The 25,877-nt window shown below is 41.8% G+C and carries 23 protein-coding genes and 4 tRNA genes; 18 read left to right on the top strand and 9 right to left on the bottom strand.

What is annotated here, in order from left to right; all coding sequences use genetic code 11:
- The first annotated feature begins 187 nt into the window (after positions 1 to 187).
- From NST15_RS18910 to rplI, 3 genes are read left to right on the top strand one after another with little or no spacing between them, the layout of a single operon-like run.
- Positions 188 to 1,135 carry a YybS family protein gene (locus NST15_RS18910; RefSeq protein ID WP_017368456.1) on the top strand — a complete coding sequence of 316 codons (948 nt, stop codon included), beginning with the start codon at positions 188 to 190 and terminating at the stop codon, positions 1,133 to 1,135.
- Between the two features lie 20 nt (positions 1,136 to 1,155).
- Positions 1,156 to 3,135 (top strand): DHH family phosphoesterase, encoded by a 1,980-nt coding sequence (locus NST15_RS18905; protein ID WP_017359884.1) that lies wholly within the window; start codon positions 1,156 to 1,158, stop codon positions 3,133 to 3,135.
- Positions 3,132 to 3,581 (top strand): 50S ribosomal protein L9, encoded by a 450-nt coding sequence (rplI, locus tag NST15_RS18900; RefSeq protein ID WP_007497423.1) that lies wholly within the window; start codon positions 3,132 to 3,134, stop codon positions 3,579 to 3,581. Before NST15_RS18905 ends, rplI begins: the two co-directional genes overlap by 4 nt.
- Before the next feature lie 40 nt (positions 3,582 to 3,621).
- Here the strand turns inward: rplI and NST15_RS18895 are convergent, their stop codons facing one another.
- The 7 genes from NST15_RS18895 to NST15_RS18865 form a co-directional block, all read right to left on the bottom strand.
- Positions 3,622 to 4,833 (bottom strand): MFS transporter, encoded by a 1,212-nt coding sequence (locus NST15_RS18895; RefSeq protein ID WP_342498749.1) that lies wholly within the window; start codon positions 4,831 to 4,833, stop codon positions 3,622 to 3,624.
- Between the two features lie 22 nt (positions 4,834 to 4,855).
- Positions 4,856 to 4,999: a YycC family protein gene (locus NST15_RS18890; protein ID WP_008347524.1), complete on the bottom strand. Its 144-nt coding sequence runs from the start codon at positions 4,997 to 4,999 to the stop codon at positions 4,856 to 4,858.
- Positions 5,000 to 5,044: 45 nt separating this feature from the next.
- The gene (locus NST15_RS18885) at positions 5,045 to 5,806 is read right to left on the bottom strand and encodes an alpha/beta hydrolase-fold protein (protein ID WP_342498748.1); all 762 of its coding nucleotides are present in this window, start codon (positions 5,804 to 5,806) and stop codon (positions 5,045 to 5,047) included.
- A 90-nt stretch (positions 5,807 to 5,896) separates the two neighbouring features.
- A complete protein-coding gene (locus NST15_RS18880; protein ID WP_342498747.1) occupies positions 5,897 to 6,862 on the bottom strand; it encodes an iron-hydroxamate ABC transporter substrate-binding protein in 966 nt (321 codons plus the stop codon).
- A 98-nt stretch (positions 6,863 to 6,960) separates the two neighbouring features.
- Positions 6,961 to 8,586, bottom strand: coding sequence for a helix-turn-helix domain-containing protein (locus NST15_RS18875; protein ID WP_342498746.1), 1,626 nt, complete (start codon positions 8,584 to 8,586; stop codon positions 6,961 to 6,963).
- A gap of 209 nt (positions 8,587 to 8,795) precedes the next feature.
- Positions 8,796 to 9,677, bottom strand: a complete 882-nt coding sequence (locus NST15_RS18870) for an alpha/beta hydrolase-fold protein (protein WP_342498745.1) — start codon at positions 9,675 to 9,677, stop codon at positions 8,796 to 8,798.
- A gap of 498 nt (positions 9,678 to 10,175) precedes the next feature.
- A complete protein-coding gene (locus NST15_RS18865) occupies positions 10,176 to 11,033 on the bottom strand; it encodes a hypothetical protein (RefSeq protein WP_019743428.1) in 858 nt (285 codons plus the stop codon).
- Between the two features lie 109 nt (positions 11,034 to 11,142).
- Here NST15_RS18865 and NST15_RS18860 point away from each other — a divergent pair, with 109 nt between their 5' ends.
- From NST15_RS18860 to NST15_RS18850, 3 genes are all read left to right on the top strand, one after another.
- Positions 11,143 to 12,099, top strand: a complete 957-nt coding sequence (locus NST15_RS18860) for a DUF4885 family protein (protein ID WP_342498744.1) — start codon at positions 11,143 to 11,145, stop codon at positions 12,097 to 12,099.
- A gap of 286 nt (positions 12,100 to 12,385) precedes the next feature.
- Positions 12,386 to 13,750 carry a replicative DNA helicase gene (gene dnaB, locus NST15_RS18855; protein ID WP_003214779.1) on the top strand — a complete coding sequence of 455 codons (1,365 nt, stop codon included), beginning with the start codon at positions 12,386 to 12,388 and terminating at the stop codon, positions 13,748 to 13,750.
- A 137-nt stretch (positions 13,751 to 13,887) separates the two neighbouring features.
- Positions 13,888 to 14,301: a VOC family protein gene (locus NST15_RS18850; RefSeq protein WP_017359894.1), complete on the top strand. Its 414-nt coding sequence runs from the start codon at positions 13,888 to 13,890 to the stop codon at positions 14,299 to 14,301.
- Between the two features lie 232 nt (positions 14,302 to 14,533).
- On the opposite strand, the gene NST15_RS18845 is transcribed toward NST15_RS18850, so the two are convergent.
- On the bottom strand, positions 14,534 to 15,739 hold the full coding sequence (locus NST15_RS18845; RefSeq protein WP_342498743.1) for a cytochrome P450: 1,206 nt from the start codon (positions 15,737 to 15,739) through the stop codon (positions 14,534 to 14,536).
- Between the two features lie 115 nt (positions 15,740 to 15,854).
- On the opposite strand from NST15_RS18845, the gene NST15_RS18840 reads away from it, so the two are divergent.
- The 4 genes from NST15_RS18840 (at position 15,855) to NST15_RS18825 (ending at position 19,459) form a co-directional block, all read left to right on the top strand.
- Complete coding sequence (locus NST15_RS18840; protein ID WP_231493294.1) at positions 15,855 to 16,457, top strand: TetR/AcrR family transcriptional regulator; 603 nt, start codon at positions 15,855 to 15,857, stop codon at positions 16,455 to 16,457.
- Between the two features lie 216 nt (positions 16,458 to 16,673).
- Positions 16,674 to 17,969, top strand: a complete 1,296-nt coding sequence (locus tag NST15_RS18835; RefSeq protein ID WP_007497400.1) for an adenylosuccinate synthase — start codon at positions 16,674 to 16,676, stop codon at positions 17,967 to 17,969.
- A gap of 131 nt (positions 17,970 to 18,100) precedes the next feature.
- Positions 18,101 to 19,234, top strand: a complete 1,134-nt coding sequence (locus tag NST15_RS18830) for a DUF418 domain-containing protein (protein ID WP_342498742.1) — start codon at positions 18,101 to 18,103, stop codon at positions 19,232 to 19,234.
- Positions 19,235 to 19,249: 15 nt separating this feature from the next.
- Positions 19,250 to 19,459 (top strand): hypothetical protein, encoded by a 210-nt coding sequence (locus NST15_RS18825; protein ID WP_024718463.1) that lies wholly within the window; start codon positions 19,250 to 19,252, stop codon positions 19,457 to 19,459.
- Between the two features lie 30 nt (positions 19,460 to 19,489).
- Here NST15_RS18825 and NST15_RS18820 read toward each other — a convergent pair whose 3' ends face one another.
- A complete protein-coding gene (locus tag NST15_RS18820) occupies positions 19,490 to 20,014 on the bottom strand; it encodes a redoxin domain-containing protein (RefSeq protein WP_182489021.1) in 525 nt (174 codons plus the stop codon).
- Between the two features lie 332 nt (positions 20,015 to 20,346).
- Here NST15_RS18820 and NST15_RS18815 point away from each other — a divergent pair.
- The 8 genes from NST15_RS18815 to yycI all read left to right on the top strand — a co-directional run bounded on the left by NST15_RS18815 (position 20,347) and on the right by yycI (position 25,877).
- Positions 20,347 to 20,422, top strand: a tRNA-Lys gene (locus NST15_RS18815).
- 6 nt (positions 20,423 to 20,428) lie between these two features.
- A tRNA-Glu gene (locus NST15_RS18810) sits at positions 20,429 to 20,500 on the top strand.
- Between the two features lie 81 nt (positions 20,501 to 20,581).
- A tRNA-Asp gene (locus NST15_RS18805) sits at positions 20,582 to 20,658 on the top strand.
- A 26-nt stretch (positions 20,659 to 20,684) separates the two neighbouring features.
- Positions 20,685 to 20,757 (top strand) — tRNA-Phe (locus tag NST15_RS18800).
- Between the two features lie 347 nt (positions 20,758 to 21,104).
- A complete protein-coding gene (yycF, locus tag NST15_RS18795) occupies positions 21,105 to 21,812 on the top strand; it encodes a response regulator YycF (protein WP_017359978.1) in 708 nt (235 codons plus the stop codon).
- 7 nt (positions 21,813 to 21,819) lie between these two features.
- Entirely contained in the window at positions 21,820 to 23,658 is a 1,839-nt protein-coding gene (gene walK / locus NST15_RS18790; RefSeq protein ID WP_017368444.1) for a cell wall metabolism sensor histidine kinase WalK, read from the top strand.
- Positions 23,648 to 25,027: a two-component system activity regulator YycH gene (yycH, locus tag NST15_RS18785; RefSeq protein WP_017368443.1), complete on the top strand. Its 1,380-nt coding sequence runs from the start codon at positions 23,648 to 23,650 to the stop codon at positions 25,025 to 25,027. The genes walK and yycH overlap by 11 nt, the downstream gene beginning before the upstream one ends.
- Complete coding sequence (gene yycI / locus NST15_RS18780) at positions 25,014 to 25,877, top strand: two-component system regulatory protein YycI (RefSeq protein ID WP_242731364.1); 864 nt, start codon at positions 25,014 to 25,016, stop codon at positions 25,875 to 25,877. Before yycH ends, yycI begins: the two co-directional genes overlap by 14 nt.

Raw genomic sequence — 25,877 nt, 5'->3', positions numbered from 1 at the left:
TTGCATGTACAAGACGATCTAAGTTGTTCCACGTGAAACGCTCTTGGGATAGCCTGCATTTTACTTGCGATTTGCGGCTATGGTAAAATAAAGGTTGGGTCAAGATATGACGGAGCGTACATCGTACGTATACATAGAAGTACACATTGAGCAAGATATAGAAAAATGATTGGATTGAGGTGAAGGTGTGAAACAAACAAAAGCGTTAGTAGAAGGCGCTATCATGATCAGTATTTTTGCGGTAATGACGCTGTTTTATTTGTATGTGCCACTTTTATCCATTATTTTCTTCATGGCTGCTCCGATTCCGATCATTCTCTATACAATCAGGCATGGCTTGAAAAAAGGAATTGCGGCTGGCGCTATTGGCATAGTGATCAGCTTTTTAATTGGGTCTATTAATGGGCTGTTAAGTGCGCCAATGCTGATTGCTGTTGGAATAGGTATGGGTGTTTTCTACAGCAGGAGGCAGCCAGGTCAGGCTATCATTACGGGTGCGCTGATCTACTTATTCAGTTTTCTCATTTACTTTGTTGTCAGTGTCCAGCTGTTTCAAGTAGATATACTGGGTGTCGCAAAGGAATCAATTGACCAAATCATGCCGATGGTAGAGAGTACCTTAAAACAATCTGGCGCTTCTGATCAGGACATAGCAAAACAACTCAAGCAGTTTAGAGAGATGCAGGATACGGCATTAAATTCTTTACCTGTAGCGCTTTTGATTTTTGTCACGCTGATGTCTTTCGTCAATCATTGGTTTGTGCGGCCGTTGATCAAACGGTTTGTTCCAGACATGCCAGCTCTTAAGAAATTTAAGGATATGCGACTGCCAAAAAGCATGGTATGGTATTATTTACTCACACTGCTTTTGATGCTGATTCAGCCGGAGAAAGGCAGCTTTTTATCGCTCGTGCAAACGAGTGCTTTTCAAATTTTATTTATACTGGTGCTTATTCAGGGCTTTTCTTTTATCTTCTATTATTGCCACGAAAAAAACATCTCAAAAGTGGTACCCATTTTTGCCGTCGTATTGACGATTCTCTTTCCGCCAATCGGTGTGATTGTGCGTATTATAGGGATTGCTGACATAGGCTTTGATTTAAGAGAAAAAGTAAAAACAAATAATTCACTCTGAATGTTGAGGAGTTGATATCAGTGCCAAGCTTCTATCGAAAACCTGTCATCAAGTATCCGATCTTCGCGTTAATTGTCCTTGCGGTGATCACAGTCCTCCTCAACCTTTATTTTAATTGGATCATAGGAGCGGTTGGTCTTTTAGTCCTTGCGGGTGTGCTCTACTTTTTAAAGTGGGCAGATACGCAGGTGCAAAAAGAGATTGATTCATATATTTCAACATTATCCTATCGAGTCAAAAAGGTTGGAGAAGAAGCATTAATGGAGATGCCAATTGGTATTATGCTGTTTAATGACCAGTATTATATCGAATGGACCAATCCATTTCTCGCTTCGTGCTTCCATGAAAGCACACTTGTCGGCAGATCCTTGTATGATACATTTGAATCCATTGTGCCTCTTATTAAACAAGAGGTTGAGACAGAAAATGTGACGCTGAATGACCGGAAATTCAAAGTCATTATTAAACGGTCAGAGCGCCTTTTATATTTCTTTGATGTCACGGAACAAGTGCAGATTGAAAGACAGTATGAAAATGAACGAACGGTGTTATCTTATATCTTTTTAGACAATTATGATGATGTGACGCAGGGTCTTGATGATCAGGTGCGCAGCGCGATTAATAGTGAAGTCACATCGCTGTTAAACAATTGGGCACAAGAATACGGCATTTTCTTAAAAAGAATTTCATCTGAACGATTTATGGCTGTATTAAACGAGAGCATCTTAGCAGAGCTTGAAGCATCGAAGTTTTCCATTTTAGACGAGGTTCGTGAGAAAACAGGGGCACATAGCGCCACACTTACCCTTAGTATTGGAATCGGTGCGTCTGTTCCTTCTTTAAAAGAACTTGGCGCACTTGCGCAGTCGAGTCTTGACCTTGCCCTCGGACGAGGCGGGGATCAGGTAGCGATTAAACAGCCGAATGGGAAAGTGAAATTCTACGGTGGAAAAACCAATCCAATGGAAAAACGGACACGAGTACGCGCACGGGTCATTTCACATGCTTTAAAAGAAATTGTATCTGAAAGCGGTAATGTCATGATCATGGGGCATAAGTTCCCCGACATGGATTCTATCGGTGCCTCGATCGGGATTTTAAAGGTTGCTCAGGCGAATGGAAAAGAAGGTTACATCGTCATTGATGCCAACCAGATTGGGGATAGCGTTCAACGCTTAATTAGTGAAATTAAGAATTATGAAGAACTTTGGTCCCGTTTTATCACGCCTGAGGAAGCGATGGAGCTTGCAAAGGATGACACATTGCTTGTGGTCGTAGATACACATAAACCGTCGCTTGTGATGGAAGAACGACTGCTAAATAAGATCGAAAACGTCGTTGTCATTGACCACCATAGACGTGGTGAGGAATTTATCCGTGATCCTTTACTTGTCTATATGGAGCCGTATGCTTCATCTACAGCAGAACTGGTGACAGAGCTGTTAGAGTATCAGCCGAAGAAATTGCGGATTAACATGATTGAGGCCACAGCACTTCTTGCTGGGATTATCGTGGATACGAAGAGTTTCTCCCTCAGAACGGGGTCAAGAACGTTCGATGCAGCATCCTACCTTCGTGCAAAAGGGGCAGATCCTGTCCTTGTGCAAAAGTTTTTGAAAGAGACCGTCGATCATTACATCAAACGGGCAAAGCTCATTCAGCATACAGAGCTGTATCAAAATCAGGTAGCGATTGCTTCCTTGCCGTCTGACAGATCTGAGTATTATGATCAAATTACGATCGCACAGACGGCTGATTCTCTCTTGTCGATGAGTGAGGTTGAAGCATCATTTGCTGTCGCAAGGCGAGATGACGATACGGTCTGTATTAGTGCAAGATCGTTAGGGGATATCAACGTTCAAATTATTATGGAAGCATTAGATGGCGGCGGTCATTTAACTAACGCTGCGACCCAGATTTATGGTATAACCATTGAAGAAGCGGTAGAGAAGTTAAAAGCTGCCATAGACGAATATTTCGAAGGAGGGGTTCAAAGATGAAAGTCATCTTTCTAAAAGACGTAAAAGGCAAAGGGAAAAAAGGCGAAGTCAAAAATGTAGCAGACGGATACGCTCACAACTTTCTCATCAAACAAGGGTTAGCTGTTGAAGCAACTCCAACGAACCTAAGTGCATTGGAAGGGCAGAAAAACAAAGAGAAAAAGAATGCCATCCAAGAGCTTGAGCAAGCGAAACAATTAAAAGAAACACTTGAGGCGCTGACAGTGGAACTCACTGCTAAATCAGGTGAAGGCGGTCGTCTATTTGGATCGATTACAAGCAAACAAATCGCTGATAAATTGCAAAAAGAACATCAAATCAAACTCGATAAGCGTAAAATCGAGTTGAATGATGCCATCCGTGCGCTAGGATACACAAATGTACCGGTGAAGCTTCACCCAGAAGTACAAGCAACATTAAAAGTGCACGTCACAGAACAAGCATAAACAGAAAAGAACCCGTCTCCTCGTGAGGCGGGTTCTTTGTTTATGATGGATCCGAAATATAGACGCTTCGTCCAGCACGCATACCGGATAAAAACATGAAGAATAGGACGACGATAAAGATGATAATGGCTGGCGTCCATGTATGTGTCACATCAAAAAGGATACCGATCATGAATGGACCAACAGCGGCTAATAAATAACCGAGTGACTGCGCCATTCCAGAGAGGGCAGCTGCTTGTTCCATATTGGTTGTTCTTAATCCGATAAATGTGAGGGCAAGACTGATACTGGCCCCTTGTCCGACGCCGATGAATAACACAGAGATGACAAGAATAGGCGTCGACCCTCCGAGAAGGAGTCCAATCATGCCGAGTAAATACACAAGGACAAGGCCGACGACAAGCGGTCTTTGCGTTTTTAATTTTTCTGCAAAGACGGGCGTTAAGAAGGTGGATGGCAGACCAGTGAACTGCATAATAGAGAGCATCCATCCCGCTGTCGCCAGGTTCATGCCATGTGATGTCAAAATATCAGGAAACCATGCGATACTGCTGTAGAAAAGAAATGATTGCAAGCCCATAAAAAAGGTCACCTGCCATGCGACACGTGAACGCCATATTGGCTGCTCTTTGAGTGAAATGCTTTTGACAGCTGTGTTCTGATGAAGAAGCTGCGGCGCCCACACCATCATCGCAAGAAGGGCAAGTCCGGCCCAGACAAGGAATGATGTATTCCAGCCCCCAGGCATCGCATGACTGAGCGGAACGCTGACACCAGATGCAAGTGCAGCAAAAACGGACATCGATGTCGTATACACGCTTGTCATTAATCCAGCATGTGCAGGGAATTTATGTTTCACAAGTCCAGGTAAAAGCACATTACAAATCGCAATCCCGACGCCGACTAGCGCCGTTCCCATCATTAAAAAGGTGATGCTTCCCAATGAACGAATGACAATCCCAAAGAGCAGGACAGCAAGCCCAAGCCAAAGTGTTCGTTCATTCCCAAGACGTTTTCCGATTTTAGGTGCAATGGGAGAAAGCAATGCGAATGAGAGCAGTGGTAATGTCGTGAGGAAACCAGCCAGTCCATTTGAAAGCTGTAATTCAGAACGAATGGCACCGATCACAGGACCAACAGACGTAATGGCTGGCCTCAGGTTAAAGGCAATGAGTAAAATCCCAGCAATCAGCAAAATGGTTTGCCCTGTACTGCGGGGATGAAATGTTGATTTTTCTAGTTGTTGTTCCATGAATGTAAACTCCTTTATTTCTTTAAGAACGATCTTTCTTCTGTTCAAGCTCCGCTAATTTAGCTAATAAGATGTGCTGCGGCATATGCATGATTTGCTCTAACGGTACATTGAGTGATGCAGCAAGCTTTTGTGCGGTATCGGCTGAGATTTGTAAAGGTCTCATGCGCAAATCCCTCCTCTTTCAATCTATACGTTCCAATATACCATATCAACTTTGTGACTTGCTGATAAAAAATTTGGGTTTTCTTTTATAAAACCACTTGATGGCCGATAAGAAATTTTTTTGAAATTGTTTCAGATGGTGGCCCTCTCCTTGTTCAATGTGAAAGTGAAGCTTTCGTTCCTGCATCCCTTTCTGTAATAAAAGATCATGGAGTTTTTTGTTGAATAAAGGCATGTGCTGTTGGACAGATGTTTTGCCTTTCCCTTCTTCACTGCCTACAGACAAATAGACAAGGTGGTCCACAGACTGAATGCTTTGTTGTTTAGCAACCGGTAGAAAATCTGGATACCAAAATGACCCAGAGATAGATGCGATGTTTTTAAAAAGGTCAGGGTACATGAATAAGGTATAAATAGCAAAGAGCCCACCTAATGAAGCACCTACATGGCTATGTTCATGACCGGTCTGTTTGACTGGGTATTCTCTTTTGATATATGGAAGCAAGTCATTTGCTAAAAATGACACATATGTCTGTGCCTCACCTTTAAAGTCAGGGAATCCAGAATGCAGTGATGATGCTTTCCATGGTGTATATTCGTCAAGTCGATTGAAGGGGTGTATACCGACGATGATGATTGGCGAGATGGTTTTGGCTTCAATCATGCTTTCGATCTCTAGCAGGTGGGTTCTAAACAAAGAAGAGCCATCTTGTACAAAGACAGCTGGAACATCAATAGAGGTGTCCGGTGGAAGGTAAATATCAAGCTGCCGCCCGTTCAATTCGTCATATAGAAACGTTCCGTTCATGTGTATTCTCTCCTTCAAGTTTTCAAGCTCCGCTGAAAAAGAAGAACAAAGGACTAAAATGTTTAGCCCTTTGTCAAGATGCGCATCTTTTTAGTTGGTTTGATCTAGCCATTTGACAGCCTGATCAAGGAAGGTGGTTTTGCTTAGTGCTGTTCCTCCCTGAAGCATAGGATCAACGACATTTTCATTGATGTGCCCATTTTTCACAGCTTTTAGGCTGTTCCAAATTTTATTTCCCTCTAAGTCCTTCAATGCATTTGGATTCGATGAGTTTTCCTCTTGGGAGAATTGAACAAAGATATAGTCAGGATTGAGTTCGCCTAGGCGTTCCAATGAAATCATTGCTTGTGCTTTGGCTTTTTTGATATCACTTGGTGCTGTAAACCCTAAGTCCCCATATAAAGTAGAGTTGAAGTATACGTCTTCAGGGTACACGTACAGGTCGCCCTGTCTAATGCGTAAAATGACAGCTGTTTTGTTGTTGCTTTTGTCTTTCAGGGTTTCTTTCGCTTGTTTGAGATCTTTCTGATAATCAGAGATGATGCTTTTCGCTTCTTCACTTTTTCCAGTCAGTTCACCGAGTAATAAAAGGTTGCTTTCCCAGTCGGAAGAGACATGTGATACTGGGATCGTCGTTTGGACTTTATCTAGTTTTTTAATTGTTGCAGGCGGGAACTTGGTTGATCCGAGTATCACGTCTGATTTTAGTTTTAAGATTTTTTCTAGGTTTGGTTCAGTTTTTTCCCCAATGCCTTCTGTTTTTGCTGTAATGTCTTTAAATAATTCAGGGAAAGTGCCGCCGACAGTAGAAGCACCAATAGGGTCGATACCAAGTAGTTTTGCATCTTCCATCGATTCTAGGCTTCCAGCAATGACGATTCGTTTCACTGGTGTTTTCAGTTTGTACGTTTGATCTAAGTATTTGATGTTTGTTTCTGCTGCTTCAGCTGACTTGCTTTTGGTTGTGTTTGAAGCCGGTTTATTTTCTGTAGCACCACAGGCTGCTGCGATGATCGTCATGATACAAAGGATAAGCAATGCGAACCATTTTTTCATTTGTTTTCTCCTTTAACTGATAATTGTTCTCAATTAAAGATTGTAGTAGTCATTCGTCCTTTTATCCATAGACAATGATCTGTCTAGTGATGGACTTTTTACGGAAAAAAAGATAAAAGGTCCTGAATGACTCGTTGATGACTGGCTGCTGTGTATTCACGCCAAGGGTCAGAAGCGAGTGGATAGACGGCTTGTTGCGTCACAGCCTTGAGATTTTGCCAAGCCTCCTGTTGCTTTAATTTTTGATAAAAAGCAATGGTTTTTGGTTCTTTATGCAACAAGAGGAAGATGGCATCTGGGTCTAACTGCTGTATAGAGTGAATGCTGATTTTTTTTTCGATGAGCTGGCCATCATTCTGAAAAGCTGGCAGAAGGCCAATGTCATGAAAAATTACTTCTGACATGGTGCGATTGACAGATAAGTAGAGCTGATCTTGAAAGATACGAAGAGGCAGGACGGTTCTTGGTGGATGATCAAAAAGGCATGCCTTTTTCGCTTGAATGACGAGTTCTTCGTAATGAAGGATCCATTCTTCTGCTTCCCTCGTTTCGTTTAAGAACAGAGCTGTTTGTCTGAATTGAGCGCGCCAATCCAATTGTGTGAATGGAACAAAGTGAACAGGACAGATGGTTTCCAACGCTTGTTTTTCTTCCTCTGTCACATGATCATTGGCAATGATCAGCTCAGGTTGTGCTTCCTTCAATTGCTGTAAATTGGCTTCAGCGTGTTCGTTGATACGATGTGCACTCAGATGAATCGGAATTTCTTCTGCATAATGCTCAAAATCATGTGCTGTCCATTTAGGGTGAAGAGGGGCAGCATATGGGATGATATGAATGGGTGTGAGCTGACCGAGTATGGAATGGCCATAGGCAGCCATTTTCCGTTGACGGCTTTTCATATAAGCAGAAGGAGTGATACCCGTTTTTTTCTTAAAGATACGGCTAAAGTAATAGGGGTCTTGATAGCCGATGTCCTGTGCAATGTCTTTGAGCTTTGCATGACCTTTTGCCATTAACTGTTTGGCTCTAGCCAGTCTTTTCTTGGTGATATAATCAGTGACACTCACATCAAAATGCTTTTTAAATAGCTCGCTGTAGTGATTGGCGCTGATACCAGCCATATGAGATAGACTTGTAAGGCTGAGAGGTTCTTCGGAATGTTGATCGATATATTGTTTTGTTTTAAAAAGGGCGTGTGTTGTGTCACAAATGTCTTCTTTATGCAGTGTGAAAAGCTGCATCATGAGCTGTTGAAAAAGGGTTTGGCTTCTAAAAAAGCTAATGGATTCAGGTTTTTGCCATTCTGCTGTCATGTCGGACAGTAAAGAATGAATGTGTTCAATCGAGCTAATATCGATAAATTGCCATACATTCAGTAAAGATCGGGCTTGTTCAGTTGATACTTCTTCTATGTTTTGACCTTGCGGCGTGTACATCTGAAAGCGAAACAGGTAGAGCTCGTGTTTTTGATGTGGCTCTGTTTTCAACATAAATGTTTCCCCAGGCATCATCGTATAGAGTGTCAGATTTTTCAATCGCCATCTTTGATCATTCAATGTAAGTAAACCGCTGCCACTTATGTTAAAGAGGAGGCAGAAAGTATCTGACAACTGCTGCTCCGTATGTGGAAGATCTGCATTATTTATTTTTTCAGTATATGTTAATCGATAAATGCATTGTTCAGCATTTACCTTTGTACATAATTGATGATTGTTTCCCATAAAACCACCTGATCTCTTATTAATTGATAAATATTCTCAATTGAATTGTATCAGAAAGAGCTGGAAAATGGTGTGTTTATTCTGTCAAAAAAGCACCCTGATGGAGATCAGGGTGCGTAGGGTGTAGAGAAATACTTGCATTCGTTGTCCGTCCTGCGCCTGTGATAAGGGCAATCTTTTGAGATAGATCACTATATTTCGTGTGTTCACTAGCTTTTTTTCATGTCTGTGGTTGTTAAAGGATCATCATGATAGAGTGCAAAACGAAAAGCATAATTCATCAGCACCGGCAAAACGGACGTATGTCCTTCTTCAGGGAACTCGTGATAGGCAGTATGCAAGCCGTATGACGATAAAGGCAACATACGATTTGCTAGTGAATTGGCATGATCATTCATTTGACATGGATGATGTTTTTCTAACTCACCTACACCTACAAGCAGCCTGACATCCATAGGCACCTGACGTATATAGTTGGTGAATTGGTGTTCTTTTTCTAGAAATAATTTTTTGTTCCAGTGGATAGAAGGGCTCCCTGCAATATATGTCTGATAAGCATCAGGGTGCTCAAATAGTGTGTGTAATACAAAAAGACCGCCAAGAGAATGCCCAAACAGTGTTTGACGACTTTGGTTGATCGGAAAGCGTTGTTCGATATAGGCCTTTACCGTCATTTCTAAAAAAGAAAAGAAAGTAGAAGCGCCGCCATATGTATGGTTGGAGAAGTCCTTTCTTTTCCTCCCAATGGAAGCATCAGGGGCGGTAAGAGTGAGATCATAATGCCTAAGCGGATGATAGGATTCTTCTGTTTGATAGCCAATTCCAACAATGATTGCAGGTATGATTCCTGTTTTTTCAGGTCTTCTTGACTGTAAACGAATGGCTTCGACCATTGTGCCAAAAAGCGAATTTCCATCAAGTACGTACATGACTGGAAAACCAGCCGCTGGAGGAGTAGCATTCGGTTTAAATATAAAAAGTCTGTATGGGTGTGCTGTGATATCCAGTTGCTCCGTCCCAGGTATAAAAAAGGGACGGCTTTCTCCGAAAAGTGAATTCTCAGTACCCATTCCTTCAGGGTGTTTCAACATATATAAAAATTCCCTTCCTCAAAATGATCCTCATATGGTGATAAAAGCAGACTTGTGAATATTGGTTGGATGAGAGTATTACTTGAAAACTTCAAATGAAAATGATTCTCAATTATCATGTGAGCAAACCAAATAATAATAGTTATTAATTATAAAGTCAAATGTTCATAAAGTTATGTAAATGTTAATTTCGCCCAATTCATTGATGCGGCCTGCTCTGCTTCTATATTTTGCGTCGGCAGCCGGTCATCGAGAAGTTCCGCCATACCAAGCACCGTCCTTTCATACAAAAATACACTACTCTTCTTTTTAACATTTTCATTCATAACAAAATGAAATGGTCAGTCGGGGTTCTGCTAGAGAGCGTGTTGAAAGAGGAGGGGCTGTTTTAAAAGTGGCGAAATAACATATAACATCAAAAATGAGGCAATAAGAAAAGTAAGGGATGTGCCCTTACTTTTTGATCAATTGGTGTACATATCTGTTAACATCATTCACTTAAAATCCATCTGTGACATCATATTCGTAACGGATATCGGCTTTGACATTGCTCATAGTAGATCTCGCTGTAGCTTTTGCGTTGTACTTAAAGCTCCATTTTTGAGCGACTCTTAATTGATCATCCAGAGATATACGATAAGAACCACTTGTTGCAGAGGAGAAAAGTGATTGATACCAAATGTTACTATCACTAGCCATCAGTTTGTGTGTGACATTCCCTTGGTTGGGTGTTTGAGTGCTAGTTGTCGTAATTGATTTAACTACAGCGCGTTTAGGCACTGTGGAATTATTCGTTAAATCCATTGTAATGACTGAAGAGTCAACTCCTAAAAAATTTAAAGAAGAATTCCCCAAGTTCGTAGCAGTCCCTGTAAAATTGAATGTCCCATTTCCAGATTTAATACGATCTTGAATGGAAACAGTAAAATACATGTTACCGGTATATGTACCACGGGTTACTTTCACAAAATAAGTTTCTGAAGTTGAAGTCACGTCACCAGTATTTGCAAAAATAAAAGGCGTTACTGAATCAGGATTTATAACTTCGGATCCTGTCCTAGAATATTTCGAATTATACACCTCGATATTCATCCCTGTATATTGCTTATTATACGAACTTCTGACATAAACTCTTTCCCCTTTATTGATCGTAAACTGATAATACGCTTCATTTTCACCTTCAGGTAAGATTGTCGTGTCTGAACGACTGTTTTTCCAATATCCCATTGAACTTGCAGTGTTAGGACTGTTATTCCCTGTAATAGCTGCTTCCGCTGAAGTAGGTGCAAAAAAACTAGCAACAAGCGCCAATAATAATGCTGGTAATAATAAACGTTTAAAGATAGTATTTGTCATATATTAACCCTCCTTGTAATAATTACTATATCGACATTAAACTAACAAATTTTAACTGAATTGCCGATATATTTAATAATCACTATTTTCTTAAAAAAGGAGAATCAAAATGAATATTAATACGTCGTATACAGCCAGTTCTTCGAACAATTTGAACCAAATAAACTCTAAAGGTCAATCAGCTATTAAAAGTACAAACGAAGTGATGACCGAATCTGATAGACGAATGAAAATATTAGATGAAAAATACGAAAAAATAAATGAACAAAATAAACGATTCAAAGATCCTCAGAGTCATATATATGATAAGTATCGAAATCCATACTCTTCTTATTTCAGAAGTGATCTAACTAAAGTGGAGAGAGAAGCTGCTTATACGATGGAAATGAGTTGGGCAAGGAATAATAAAGGTGGACAATATGACTTCAATGATGCTATTTTCCGTAATGAAAAACGGTACGATCCTACCCAAGAAAGTGTAGAAAAGAAACTATTAAATCGTCAAAAGGTGAATGAACAACTGCAAGCTTTGTTTTCTACCAATGGTTTGAACATTCCTAAAAACGCCAATTTAACTTTTACCATTGACCCAAATCATTTCAAATTAGTGGTGAGTGGATCAACTGATGAATCACTGATCAAACAAATAGAAGACATATTAAATACAAGCAACAATACAAGAGAACTATTTTTCCATATTATGAAAAGTAGAAATGATGATTCGACTCAATTCACGCCGGATTCACTTGCAAAGTTCCACCTTGTCAATCAAATCAAAACGGTGACAGGCTACGACTTAAAAGGTTTAAGCATTGTAAACGGTCAATTTGTAACGGATACCGGAGCGAACATTTTTGATATCTACAAAGAAGAACTTCTGAAAAACCCATACACAGCAGAAAATGCCCGCATTGCTGCATCACATTATGGTGCACAGCTCTTTGATCTAGCGAAGAACGGGTATGATTCTATTCCTGATTTGGTGCTATCTATTGGTTATGAAAACGGGTCTTTATATGATATTGGACAAAAGGTGAATTACGGAGTTAAGAAAACGATAGATTAAAAAAACGCACCTGATATTTGCAAGGTTTGATCATGTGCGTGTACATGCCGTGTTAGAATATCAATCACATGTTTGAACAACAACAGCTACAAATCCCATAAGCGATACAAAGGACTCTATAACAATTTATGTTACAGAGTCCTTTCTATTTGAAGTGTGTTGTTTCGCTGTTCAATGAAACAGCCACATGGTAATTTTGACTATAGTTGATGTTTTTCACTTTTTTATTGATGAAAATGTTAAAATGATGAGTAGCGTATTTTTTTATGAAAGGACGGTGCTTGGCATGACGGAACTTCTCGATGACCGGCTGCCGCCGCAAAATATAGAAGCCGAGCAGGCCGTATTAGGTGCTGTTTTTTTAGAACCATCTGCGCTAACGCTCGCTTCTGAAGTATTAATTCCAGAGGATTTCTATAGAATGTCGCATCAAAAGATTTACAATGCGATGCTTGTACTTGGTGATAGAGGGGAACCGGTTGACCTTGTCACGGTGACATCAGAACTTGCCAATACAGACTTACTAGAAGAGGTAGGCGGGATTTCGTATTTAACCGATATTGCGAACTCTGTCCCAACTGCCGCAAACATTGAATATTATGCAAAAATCGTGGAAGAAAAATCCATTTTAAGACGTCTGATCCGTACAGCGACAACCATTGCACAAGATGGATATACGCGTGAGGATGAAGTAGAAGATCTATTGAGTGATGCTGAAAAAACCATTATGGAAGTGGCTCAGCGTAAAAACTCAGGAGCTTTCCAAAACATTAAAGACGTTCTTGTTCAGACATATGATAATATTGAACAGCTTCATAATCGAAAAGGTGATATCACTGGGATTCCAACGGGTTTCTCAGAGCTTGACCGGATGACAGCTGGCTTCCAGCGAAATGACCTGATTATTGTAGCGGCTCGTCCGTCCGTAGGGAAAACAGCCTTCGCGTTAAACATTGCACAAAACGTCGCAACCAAGACAGATGAAAGTGTCGCCATCTTTAGTTTAGAGATGGGCGCTGAGCAGTTGGTCATGCGTATGCTTTGTGCCGAGGGAAATATCAATGCACAAAACCTAAGAACTGGTAACCTCACCGAAGAGGACTGGGGTAAGCTGACAATGGCGATGGGTTCGCTATCAAACAGTGGGATTTTCATTGATGATACACCTGGCATTAGAGTCAGTGAAATTCGCTCGAAATGCCGCCGTTTGAAGCAAGAAAACGGGCTTGGCATGATCCTGATTGACTACTTACAGCTCATCCAAGGGAGTGGCCGATCAAGCGATAACCGTCAGCAAGAGGTATCTGAAATTTCTAGGGCTTTAAAGTCACTAGCAAGAGAACTTGAAGTGCCGGTCATTGCCTTATCACAGCTTTCTCGTGGGGTAGAGCAGCGTCAGGACAAACGTCCGATGATGTCTGATATTCGTGAATCAGGAAGTATTGAGCAGGATGCCGATATTGTGGCGTTCCTTTATCGTGATGATTACTATGACAAAGAATCAGAGAATAAGAACATTATTGAAATTATTATTGCGAAACAGCGTAACGGTCCAGTTGGAACGGTATCACTGGCTTTCGTGAAAGAATATAACAAATTCGTCAACTTAGAAAGAAGATTTGATGATGCGGGTGTTCCGCCCGGTGCTTAAAGCTAAAGCCCAGCTCAAGAAGCTGGGCTTTTTTTGATCCATCTACATCGAAAGAATGACTGAAAAACAGTCGAAATGAGGAGGAGTGGGAGAAAAAGAGAGCGTATACTAAAGGGAGAGAAAAGGAGTGATGACTGATGAAGTTTCAACAATTCGAAGCCGCTCAATTACGCATCGCACGTCCGACCGTCAACATGAAAGAGGTTGTTTCTTTTTATGAAGAAGGTTTAGGGCTGAAACGAATAGGCTCATTTGATCAGCATGAAGGGTATGATGGTGTCATGCTTGGGCTTCCTCACCAGCATGTTCATCTGGAAATCACCAAACATGAAGAAGACGAAAGCTTGCCTGTTCCCCACCCAGAGCAGCTGCTTGTATTCTATATTCCGGATGAAGAGGAATTTCAGCAGATGAAAAAGAGACTGATCGCATTTGGCGGACGGCATGTCACCTCTACGAACCCGTACTGGGATCGAGGAGGCGTGACGATTGAAGATCCAGATGGATATCGAGTGGTGCTCATGAATACAGAAGGAATTACACCTGATTAAGAAAGACTCCCATCTCGTGGGAGTCCCAGCGTGTAGACAAACCCTCGCATTCGGTGTCAGTCCTGCGTGCTGGTGCTCACGAATGAAAAATTCGCTCCGCGCCAGTACTCGTCCTTCCTCGGGCTGCAAAGGTTTTCTATCACGCTGAAAAGAAGACAAAGGGCTAAAATCAACACCATTTTAGCCCTTTGTCAACAACCTGAGACTCCCATCTTGTGAGAGTCTCAGATTGTTAGGAACGAGGCGTGACACGGAGCTTCAGTTCTTTTAGTCCATACATACCGCTGCTTGTCATTGGGACGTAAGAGAGAAGCTCTAGTGATTCATATCGTGACTGTATGGCTTTGATGGCAGTGTATGCTTCCAGGCGAGCAAGTGGTGCGCCTAGGCAGAAATGAATGCCGTGGCCAAAGCCAATATGGGGATTAGGGTGCCGGTGTATATCGTACTCATGTGCGTTTGGAAATTGACGCTCATCCCGGTTCGCAGAAGCAAGAAAGACAATCACACTGTCTCCCTTTTTCAAGACTTTTCCTCCAAGTTCGGTGTCTTCTGTGACATACCGGACGATGGTAGGCGCAGGGGCACGAAAACGGACAGCCTCCTCCACAGCTCGAGGAATGAGGTCAGGTGATTGAGCGAGCGCTTCATACGCCCCCGGATTTTCTAACAAACTAAAGATCATATTGGAGATCAGGTTGGTGGTCGTTTCGTTGCCTGCTAACAGGAGAAGATTGCAGAAAGGAATTAATTCGTCTGCGGACAGCTTATCTCCATCTTCCTCCGCTTGGATTAAAAGCGAAATCAAATCCTCACTAAGGTTCTGCCGCTTCTCTTCAATGATGTCAGCAAAAAACGCCATCATGTCCGCTTCGCTTTGATCCCGTGTTTTTTGCCATTCAACGACATCTTTTTCATGTTCACTTTTAGGCATGCTGACGAGAATATCGGACCATTCTTTAAAGGATTGTTTATGTTCTGTTGGCACACCTAAAAGCTCTGCAATGACTATCACAGGAAGCGGATAGGAGATGTCTTGAACAAGATCAATCTCTTCCTTACCTTCTATTTGTCCAATGAGATCATCCATTAACTCTTGAATGCGTGGTTCCCACAATTTCATCACCCGGGGTGTAAAGGCTTTGCTCACAATGGAACGGATTCGTGTATGTTTTGGCGGGTCCATCATGACCATTGTTTTCATCAGTGAATGTTTCCGGTGGTCTTGAGGAGGTTGACTAGAAAAGGTATCTTTATCGATGGTGACGCGCTTTGCTTCTTCATAGGTGAAGACACTCCATGTTTGGCTGTGTTCATCGAAATGAACAGGGGATTCTTGACGCATTTTGGCGTACCAATCAAATGGGTGATACGGGTCCTGCTTATTTTTCCCTCTTAATAACGCTTTCTGAACGGCACTAGGTGTTGTTGTTTCCATGATCATCACTCCTTATGGGTTGTCAGATGATTCCTTTTTTTCACTGTGTTAGATTTAAGGTAATTCATCAGGAGAAAGGATTCAACCAACAGAAAGGCGAAATCTGTTGAAGAAAATGGGAAGGGGAGAGCGGCTTGTGGCGGACTGCTACAGAGGGGATAAGCGCGCAACTGAATCAAAGCAACAATTAAGAAAAGCGTTATTTCAGTTATTAAAGGAGAAGGAATGGGGGAAGATTTCTGTACAAGATTTGACGAACAAGGCAGGAATCCATCGCACCACCTTTTATCAGCATTATGAGGATAAGTTTGACTTGGCTCAGCAGGTCATGGATGAGATGTTTGATGTCATGAAAACGGCTATTTTTGCTCCTGTACATGAAAATGAGTGGAAGAGCGATCATGCAGCATATGTGTATATTTACCGCTTTTATCAGCATTTGCAGGAACATGAAGAGGAGTATCAGATTCTCTTGAAAAGGGGAAGAGAGCTTAATATTCATCAGACGGCCAGTGCTTTTTTTGAAGAAAGCTTTACTTTAGGGCTAGAAGAAGTCACAGGTTCAACACCTGATCCACAACACGTTCCTCTCGAGATGCAGAAGCAATTTGTCATTTCTGCTTATGTTGGAACAGCTGAGTGGTGGCTGAGAAAAGGTAGACCATACTCACCCGACTTTATGGCAAGTTCGATGATTCAATTGATTGAAAATCACTGAACAAACGGAAATGAGAAAAACAGTAATTTTGATCGAAATCTTCTTGTTCAAGCGTAGAATGAGCAATTAAAGCGCTTTTCCTCACATGTAAAACGAACAAAATTTGATTTCAAGATATTAATGTTCGGATTTCACGTTGACTTTTTCATTGTCCATTGATAAAATAAATGTGTTTGAAAGAGATAACGTTTTGAAAGGTTAACGGAGGTGCACGATATGTCTTCAGTAGTCGTAGTAGGTACGCAGTGGGGTGACGAAGGGAAAGGGAAAATTACCGATTTCCTTTCAGAAAATGCAGAGGTGATTGCCCGTTATCAAGGGGGAAACAATGCAGGTCACACAATCAAATTTGATGGAGTGACTTACAAGCTACACCTCATTCCATCCGGTATTTTTTACAAAGAGAAAACTTGTGTCATCGGTAATGGAATGGTGGTTGATCCTAAAGCGTTGGTCACTGAGCTTGCGTATCTTCACGAACGGAATGTGAGTACAGATAACCTCAGAATCAGCAATAGAGCCCATGTCATTCTGCCTTATCATTTAAAATTGGACGAGGTAGAAGAAGAGCGGAAAGGGGCTAACAAGATCGGTACGACGAAAAAAGGAATCGGACCAGCTTATATGGACAAAGCTGCCCGCGTAGGAATCCGTATCGCAGATTTATTAGATCGTGAAGTATTTGAAGAGAAGCTTGCCCGTAATCTAGAAGAGAAAAATCGTCTTTTAGAGAAAATGTACGACACAGAAGGCTTCAAAATTGAAGATATTTTAGATGAGTATTATGAATATGGTCAGCAAGTGAAAAAATATGTTGTGGACACATCTGTTGTATTGAACGATGCTCTAGATGAAGGCCGCCGTGTTCTTTTTGAAGGGGCACAAGGCGTTATGCTTGATATCGATCAAGGGACATATCCGTTCGTGACGTCATCTAACCCAGTGGCTGGAGGCGTGACGATTGGTTCTGGTGTAGGTCCTACGAAAATTCAACATGTGGTCGGCGTATCAAAAGCTTACACAACTCGTGTAGGTGATGGCCCATTCCCGACAGAACTCCATGATGAAATTGGCGATCAAATCCGTGAAGTTGGCCGTGAATACGGTACGACAACTGGCCGCCCGCGCCGTGTTGGTTGGTTTGACAGTGTTGTTGTCCGTCATGCACGCCGTGTGAGTGGAATTACAGATTTATCTCTTAACTCCATCGATGTACTGACAGGGATTGAGAAATTGAAAATCTGTGTTGCTTATAAATTGAACGGAGAAATCACTGAAGAATTCCCAGCAAGTCTAAATGAATTAGCGAAATGTGAACCTGTCTACGAAGAAATGCCAGGTTGGACAGAGGATATTACAGGCGTGAAGAATTTAAGTGAACTGCCTGCAAATGCCCGTCATTACTTAGAGCGCATTTCACAATTAACAGGTATTCCACTTTCTATTTTCTCAGTCGGACCAGACCGTTCCCAAACGAACGTTGTCCGCAGCGTGTACCGTCCATCATTATAGACTGATCAGACACCAGTAAAATCACACATTTTACTGGTGTTTTTTTGTTTAAATATTCCTTAATTTCTACGGAACGCTCTTCCTGTCATTACCAAAATGTGATAACTGTATAAAAGGGAAGGAGCGTTCTAGTGAAAGAAAGAATACGATTATTAGATATTTTACGAGGTTTTGCGATATTAGGCACATTGGGTACAAATGTCTGGTTTTTTGCGTACGCAGGGGATACCTTTGCGACAGATCAGATTGCGGATGAATATGAAAATGGCAGTTTTCTTGAAAGTCTTGTCTCTATGTTCGTTTATGGCAAAATGCTATCGCTGCTTACGATCATGTTTGGTGTAGGGCTAGAGCTGAAATACCAGCAGGCGAAAAGAAAAAATACGACTTGGCCGGGTACATATTTATGGATTCTTTTGTTCTTATTGATTGAAGGCTTTGTCCATTTTGCGCTAGTGATGGAATATGATGTGCTCATGAGTTACGCCGTCACGGGTTTGCTTGTGGCGTTTATTGTCCGTGGAGGAAGTCGGCGCATCAAAAAAGGCATGATTGTCTCGGGTGTCATTCATTTGTTGGTGACGGCTTTTCTCGTTGTATTTTCTTTCTCTGAATTGGAAACTGAATCCTATGACGGGAGCAGTGAACCAGCGTACGAAGAACAACTGCCGGAGACATGGATATCTCAAGTTCAAGACCGAGTACAGCACTTTTTGATGTATCGAGAAGAAGCAATCTTTATTATCCCAATGAATACCTTTTTGTTTTTATTAGGTGTGCGGATGATGAGAGCCGGTGTATTTTATGCAAATGAGCGTGGGCAAACTCTGCGGAAAACATTATTCAGAATGGGTTTGTGGATTGGACTGCCGCTGAATGCGCTCGTCTTCGTACCAAATGACATAGTAGAATTTGTGGTGCGTTATGTGTTTTCACCATTCCTCTCTATATTCTATATTGCTGTTGTGGCGAAGCTTTTAGAACGGACGGAATCATGGTTCATGTGGACTTGGTTTGAATATGTAGGAAAAATGGCGCTTAGCTGCTATATCCTGCAAAATGTCATCTGCTCGCTTCTTTTTTATAGCTGGGGATTGGGTCTTGGCGGGCAAATCAACGCCCCCCTTATCATCTTGTCATGGCTGTTCATTTCACTTCTGCAAATTGCCATTTCAGCCCTTTGCTTAAACGTCTGGCGGATTGGACCAATGGAGTATATCCGATCACAGGCACTTCGCCGGGTGACAATGAAGAAAGCATCTTAAAGGGGAATAGATACAATGTTTTTCAAAAAAACGACGAAAAGAGAACAAGCCAATGCACAAAAAGCAGCAGGATCGGCGTTTGTTTTTTATCTTCTAGCATTAGGAGGACATGCGTCTTACGCTTTTTTTCAAGGTGAGAGTACACCTGTGACTTTTGTGATTTTAATGACAGGTCTTCTTGTGTTTTTCACCGCAGATTGGCTATACAATAAAAAACATTCATAAAAAAGAAGCCCTCTGATGAGAGCTTCTTTTTTATTTTAGGCTTTTATATTGGCCTTTTAAATTTTTACGAATGTATTGAATGATTTTGCGCAGTTCGTTGGCATGCGGTCTGCCAAATGGACTTGTTTGTCTTTGCTGATAGAGGACTTGGCCTTTTTCATTTAATAAGAAATAGGCAGGTTCTCCGTGCACCCCATGATCTTCGTAGGGGGCATCTTCCCCGTGATAGAAGACTTCATAGGCTTTCAATGATGTGAGGTCTTGGTCAGACATGATGGGGAAAGAAAGTCCCTCTTTGTCTGCAAATTCCTTCAAGTCTTCAGGGTTATCTGTTGAAATCGTCATTAAGTGAATATCCTTGTCTTGAAAATAGGATTGCTGTTTTTCCAGCTCTTTTAATTCCTCGACACATACTGGGCACCATGCTCCTCTAAAGAAAACGATGAGGTGCCAGCTTTGATGCTCCTCTAAATGTTTGTAAAACTCAATGTGATCGCCCTGCACTGTTGGCAGTGAAAAATCGGGCATTTTATCTCCTAATTTAAATGAACTCATCCTATGCTTCCTCCTTTTTCAATCACCATGCTGTTTGTTTCTTGTATAACCAATATTGGTCGGAATCAAACGTTTCTGTGTGCTGGATTGGGCAGTAGCCATTGATTGAATGAAGGCGCTTTCGGATTTAGGCGATATAACAGAAGATATCAAATCCGACACTTTTTTTAAAAAAATGTCGAAAAACGTATTGCCATATGTAATTACTCTATGATATTATAAATCTCGTTGTTGCAAAGGTCTCTGAAACTTGTTAAGATGCGATTTTCCAGCTTTTAAAGCGATTGGTTTGACGCAATACAGCTTCTTCAGATTCACTTTTCACAAACCGAGAGCCATTAGCTCAGTTGGTAGAGCATCTGACTTTTAATCAGAGGGTCGAAGGTTCGAGTCCTTCATGGCTCACCATGTTTTGGCCCGTTGGTCAAGCGGTTAAGACACCGCCCTTTCACGGCGGTAACACGGGTTCGAATCCCGTACGGGTCATTGATTTACTTTAGCGTTAAGCTAATTTTTCCTCACTTGCTTGAAGGAGCACCACGATTGCTTTTTCGGGCAAGTTACTGAGGTCCGGTAGTTCAGTTGGTTAGAATGCCTGCCTGTCACGCAGGAGGTCGCGGGTTCGAGTCCCGTCCGGACCGCCATTTATACATATTCATCTTTTGATGATGGCTCGGTAGCTCAGTTGGTAGAGCAACGGACTGAAAATCCGTGTGTCGGCGGTTCGATTCCGTCCCGAGCCACTTCCAAACGCATCTGCAATCGCAGGTGCGTTTTTATTATGAAAAGAAGGCATAAAAAGGGAGAAGCCGGACCTAGGTAGGGCCCGGCTCCATAAGAAGAAGACGTTACATGTATATAGACGTTTGGTGACTGGAAAAGTTTCAATAAAAAAGGAAAAAGTCATCAAATCTTTTGGATGAAGTTCTTCTATCCAACGTTTACTAGCAAAGAAAGCCGTTATTGTTTTTATCTTTGCCTCGTAAAACGTTATAATAGACAGTGAGCCTTTTTTGCGTAAATGAAAAAGGCGTAATGAGACATGCAAAATGGAATGACATAGATGCTAAAAATGCAGGAGGAAATCACAATGGAAAAAAAGATTCTTGTCGTAGATGATGAAAAGCCGATTGCGGATATATTGGAATTTAACTTAAGAAAAGAGGGCTACGAGGTTCATTGTGCGTATGATGGAAATGAGGCCCTTGAAATGGTAGAAGAAATTAAGCCAGACATTATTTTGCTCGACATTATGCTGCCGAACAAAGATGGCGTTGAAGTATGCCGTGAAGTGAGAAAGAAATATGATATGCCGATTATCATGCTGACAGCAAAAGACTCTGAAATCGATAAAGTCATTGGTCTTGAGCTTGGTGCAGACGATTATGTCACAAAGCCATTCAGTACACGCGAGCTGCTTGCACGTGTAAAAGCAAATTTAAGAAGACAGACGGCTGCTCCGCAATCAGAGGAAGAATCTGAATCAAATGATATCGAGATTGGTTCACTTGTGATCTACCCAGATGCGTATGTCGTGTCTAAGCGTGACGAAACGATTGAGCTAACGCATCGTGAGTTCGAATTGCTTCATTACTTAGCGAAACATATTGGACAAGTCATGACACGTGAGCACTTACTGCAAACGGTTTGGGGCTACGATTACTTCGGAGATGTCCGTACAGTAGACGTGACAGTCCGCCGTCTTCGTGAAAAAATTGAAGACAACCCTAGCCACCCGAGCTGGATCGTAACAAGACGAGGCGTCGGCTACTATTTAAGAAACCCAGAGCAGGACTAAGATTCTTATGAGTAAAGTAGGTTTTTTTCGCTCGATTCACTTTAAATTGACCTTGATTTATGTGCTGCTGATCATTGTCGCCATGCAGATCATTGGCGTGTACTTTGTGAAGCAGCTAGAGCAGTCCTTAATTAATTCCTATGATAATTCCTTGAATCAGCGAATCTACTCGTTATCGTATTACCTAGAACAAGATTCATCGAAAAGCAAGGCAGAATTAAAAGAGGATGCTCAAAAGATATTAAACGATTTTAACAACAAAGATGAGTCTAATGAAATTTCTGAAGTCAGCTATATTGACGAAAGCAGAGAGGTCATTGCCTCTGTGAATAACGGCAGTCAAGAGATTGCCGGGAAGAAAATCACAGATCAAATCATTAGCCGTATTTTCGCGGTTGGCAAAGACTACGAGAAAAAATTCTATGACCCAGAATCGAATAAACGAGTCCGCATATCAGCGACAGCCGTGAAAAATGAGAACCAAGAAACCGTTGGTGTCATTTATGTGGTCTCATCCATGGAAAGTGTTTTTAACCAAATGCGAACGATCAACACCATTTTGGCGACGGGTACACTCATCGCACTTGGGACGACCGCTCTACTTGGTATATTCATATTCAGAACCATTACCCACCCAATTTCGGATATGAGAAAGCAAGCGATCGAGCTCGCCAAAGGGAACTTTTCCAGAAAGGTCCGAAAGTATGGACATGATGAGATTGGTCAGCTAGCAACGACATTTAACCATCTGACGAGAGAGCTGGAGGAAGCGCAGCTGATGACAGAGGGTGAGAGGAAAAAGCTTTCTTCTGTTATCGCCTATATGACCGATGGCGTCATTGCCACGAATCAAAATGGGGCCATTATTCTATTAAACAGCCCGGCACTAGAGCTTTTGAATGTTTCACGTGAAACAGCTCTAGAGATGCCGATCACATCCTTGCTTGGCTTAGAAGAAACTCATACATTTGAAGATTTAGTCGAAAATCAAGACTCCATGCTACTAGAAATTGAACGTGAAGATCAACTGTCTGTTTTGCGTGTCAATTTCTCAGTGATTCAGAAAGAGCATGGGAAGATTGATGGCTTGATCGCGGTCATTTATGACGTAACCGAGCAGGAAAAAATTGATGCGGAACGTCGTGAATTCGTGGCGAACGTATCCCATGAGCTGCGCACACCGCTTACGACGATGCGAAGCTATCTTGAGGCTCTCGCTGAAGGTGCGATTGGTGATAAAGAGCTTGCGCCAAGGTTCCTCAGTGTCACGCAAAATGAAACAGAGCGCATGATTAGACTTGTGAATGACCTGCTCCAGCTGTCTAAGTTCGACAGCAAGGATTATCAATTCAATCGTGAGTGGACGAATTTTATTAGGTTTATCTCGCTCGTCATTGATCGTTTTGAAATGACGAAGGAGCAGCATGTCGATTTCATCCGGAACCTGCCGCAGCGTGAAATATATGTGGAAATTGATCAAGACAAAATCACACAGGTGCTCGATAATATCATTTCCAATGCTATGAAATACTCGCCAGAGGGTGGACACATTACGTTCACTGTCGATTTGGATGAGGAGCAAGGTCTTGTGTTATTCAGTGTCAAAGATGAAGGAATCGGTATTCCGAAGAAGGATATGGATAAAATCTTTGAACGTTTTTATCGAGTGGATAAGGCAAGAACAAGAAAACTTGGCGGAACCGGCCTAGGTCTTGCGATTGCAAAAGAAATGGTTCAGGCTCATGGCGGAGATATTTGGGCTGACAGCATTGAAGGAAAAGGAACAACAGTAACCTTTAGCCTTCCGTACAATGAAGAACAAGAGGATGATTGGGATGAAGCGTGAGACCTTTAAAACCATTATATTGACAATCCTAATTGCGATCAGTCTTGTGTTTACATGGAATATTTGGATGTTCCAGCCCGTCATGCAGGATCAGGCTGATGCCGGCACACAGGTCGTGGAAACGAAGAAGATTTCAAGCGACGAGCCTCGGAGTCTCATTGATGTCGTGAAGCCGCGTGAGATGTTCATCCATTCCAATGGAGAGCATTTCAAAGTCGATCAAAAGGAACTCTTCCAAAACTTTTGGAATGATGTGAGCCTGTGGGATGTCAAAGAGATTGCCGATGTGTCGGACCAATATTCCGAGCAGAAATTTAAGAATTTCTTCTATGGACGCGAGGGGCAAGGCAAAACATTGGATCTTGTGTTCAATGATCCGATTCCGATTGATATTTTCCAAGCGCTGTTTAAATGGCCGAATAAATCCATTGAATACAACTCATTTGACCGGATGATTGTGCCGTTTGCTCAGCCGGATAAGGCCAATAAGAAAGTCTATTTGGTTTCATACAGCAAGGAAACGGTGCTTGAGCTGACGATTGAATCAGCCAACTATCGTAATCTGATGGATAGTATTGCAGCCGCTCAAAACGAGATGCCGCGCTATGATCTATATACTTTCTCTACGAATTCAAAACGAGATTTCCTTCTGCCGCAGAAGCAAAAGCAGCTTGAAGCGAAAATGTTCTTTATCGAAACGATTAAGACAAGCAAATTCAAGGACGCTTTGTTTACAGACCCAAGTCTAGTTGGGGAGGAATCTAATTTAAACCGGACGGTGTATACAGATGGAACGAGTCGTCTTGAAGCAAATCAAAAAGACCACCGCATCCAATATCAGCATCGTAATATCAATTCTAGTACCGTATTCCAAACGGGAGATTTGATCAAGCGAAGCGTGAAGTATTTCAATGATACCGGAAGTTTTACCGATAATTATCAATACTTCGGCATTAACAGCAACCAGCAGCTGTCCTTTAATATGTTTATGGATGGACTGCCGATCGTCAACAGCACAAAACATCCATTTGGTATGACATCACTTGAAGTACAATGGGCGAATGATGACATTTTGAGTTATAAGCGTCCAAACTACATTCTCGGCAACAAAGCGAGTCAGAGTGAACAGGTCAAACTGATGAATGGGACAGAGCTGAAAAACTTGATCATCAAGCAGACGAAGTATGATGATTTAGAGAAAATTGAACAGATATTCCCTGCCTATCAAGCGACATCCACGGCATCAGATCAGGATCAAGCGATGTTTGTCTGGCTAGAGCCGGTATGGTGTATGAAATATAACGGAAAAACCGTCATTTTAACGAATGATTTGCTGACAGAGGGGAGCGAGAATCATGGAGTGGAATAAGACCAAAACGATCTTTATCCTAGCCTTTCTCGTTCTCGATATCTTTCTAGGTTTCCAATACTTTGAAAAGCGATCGACCGATCATTTTGCGATTATCGAAAAAACAGATACGCTGGAAGAAATGAAGGCAGACGGAATCAAATATGGCAATCTATCAGATGAAGCGAAGATTGGATATCGCATTACAGCTGAGAAAAAGCAATATACGAAAAAGGATGTCGACGGATTAGCTGATCAAAAGACGAAAAGCACATTCCCGAAAACCGAGAAAGATGATCCTGTCACCCTGCTTGAAATGACCTTCAATAAACCAGTCGCATTGCCGAAAAAAGATATGAAAACAGCAGCGACCAATCTTGTGAGCCAGCGTTTACTGGATGGTAAGAATTATAAGCTCTGGAGCATCGATGAAGAAACAGGTGAAATCGTCTTTTTCCAAACGTATAAAGGAAAATACATCTTCCAAGAAGGTCTTGATGACACCGAAACTATTGGGAAGATCACATTGGATGTGAACGATCAAAACGAGGTCGTCTCGTACCGGCAGTCGATGGTGATATCGATTAATGAAGTGAGAAAAGAAACCCTTGTCCCAGCGCTTGAAACGGTGAAGGACTTATATACACAAAATATGCTGAGCCAAAACACGACAGTGAAAAAAGTGGAGCTTGGCTACTACACGCAATACCCAGGTGCAAGCACTCAAGTCATGGTTCCTGTATGGCGAGTAGAGATTGAAGGCGTGGCAGCTGGTTCAAAGAAAAAGACAGAAGAAGAATATTTGATCAATGCCATTGATGGCTCAACACTTGATCATATAGAGAAAGAAGACAAATCTTCATTGGAGTGA

The organism is Bacillus sp. FSL R5-0820 (genome assembly GCF_038593385.1).
Taxonomy (GTDB): Bacteria; Bacillota; Bacilli; order Bacillales; family Bacillaceae; genus Bacillus; species Bacillus altitudinis.
The sequence above is the reverse complement of the archived record's forward strand: the minus strand, read 5'-3'. Positions and strand labels throughout refer to the sequence as shown.

Excerpts from the sequence above, each read along its gene's own strand:
- yycF (WP_017359978.1), top strand. The coding sequence starts at position 21,105 with ATGGAAAAAAAGATTCTTGTCGTAGATGATGAAAAGCCGATTGCGGAT.
- NST15_RS18870 (WP_342498745.1), bottom strand. The coding sequence starts at position 9,677 with ATGTTGAAACACCCTGAAGGAATGGGTACTGAGAATTCACTTTTCGGA.
- NST15_RS18845 (WP_342498743.1), bottom strand. The coding sequence starts at position 15,739 with ATGGAAACAACAACACCTAGTGCCGTTCAGAAAGCGTTATTAAGAGGG.
- NST15_RS18890 (WP_008347524.1), bottom strand. The coding sequence starts at position 4,999 with ATGAGACCTTTACAAATCTCAGCCGATACCGCACAAAAGCTTGCTGCA.
- yycH (WP_017368443.1), top strand. The coding sequence starts at position 23,648 with ATGAAGCGTGAGACCTTTAAAACCATTATATTGACAATCCTAATTGCG.
- NST15_RS18865 (WP_019743428.1), bottom strand. The coding sequence starts at position 11,033 with ATGACAAATACTATCTTTAAACGTTTATTATTACCAGCATTATTATTG.
- NST15_RS18840 (WP_231493294.1), top strand. The coding sequence starts at position 15,855 with ATGGGAAGGGGAGAGCGGCTTGTGGCGGACTGCTACAGAGGGGATAAG.
- NST15_RS18820 (WP_182489021.1), bottom strand. The coding sequence starts at position 20,014 with ATGAGTTCATTTAAATTAGGAGATAAAATGCCCGATTTTTCACTGCCA.
- NST15_RS18880 (WP_342498747.1), bottom strand. The coding sequence starts at position 6,862 with ATGAAAAAATGGTTCGCATTGCTTATCCTTTGTATCATGACGATCATC.
- NST15_RS18875 (WP_342498746.1), bottom strand. The coding sequence starts at position 8,586 with ATGGGAAACAATCATCAATTATGTACAAAGGTAAATGCTGAACAATGC.
- yycI (WP_242731364.1), top strand. The coding sequence starts at position 25,014 with ATGGAGTGGAATAAGACCAAAACGATCTTTATCCTAGCCTTTCTCGTT.
- walK (WP_017368444.1), top strand. The coding sequence starts at position 21,820 with ATGAGTAAAGTAGGTTTTTTTCGCTCGATTCACTTTAAATTGACCTTG.
- NST15_RS18835 (WP_007497400.1), top strand. The coding sequence starts at position 16,674 with ATGTCTTCAGTAGTCGTAGTAGGTACGCAGTGGGGTGACGAAGGGAAA.
- rplI (WP_007497423.1), top strand. The coding sequence starts at position 3,132 with ATGAAAGTCATCTTTCTAAAAGACGTAAAAGGCAAAGGGAAAAAAGGC.
- NST15_RS18895 (WP_342498749.1), bottom strand. The coding sequence starts at position 4,833 with ATGGAACAACAACTAGAAAAATCAACATTTCATCCCCGCAGTACAGGG.
- dnaB (WP_003214779.1), top strand. The coding sequence starts at position 12,386 with ATGACGGAACTTCTCGATGACCGGCTGCCGCCGCAAAATATAGAAGCC.
- NST15_RS18860 (WP_342498744.1), top strand. The coding sequence starts at position 11,143 with ATGAATATTAATACGTCGTATACAGCCAGTTCTTCGAACAATTTGAAC.
- NST15_RS18885 (WP_342498748.1), bottom strand. The coding sequence starts at position 5,806 with ATGAACGGAACGTTTCTATATGACGAATTGAACGGGCGGCAGCTTGAT.
- NST15_RS18850 (WP_017359894.1), top strand. The coding sequence starts at position 13,888 with ATGAAGTTTCAACAATTCGAAGCCGCTCAATTACGCATCGCACGTCCG.
- NST15_RS18825 (WP_024718463.1), top strand. The coding sequence starts at position 19,250 with ATGTTTTTCAAAAAAACGACGAAAAGAGAACAAGCCAATGCACAAAAA.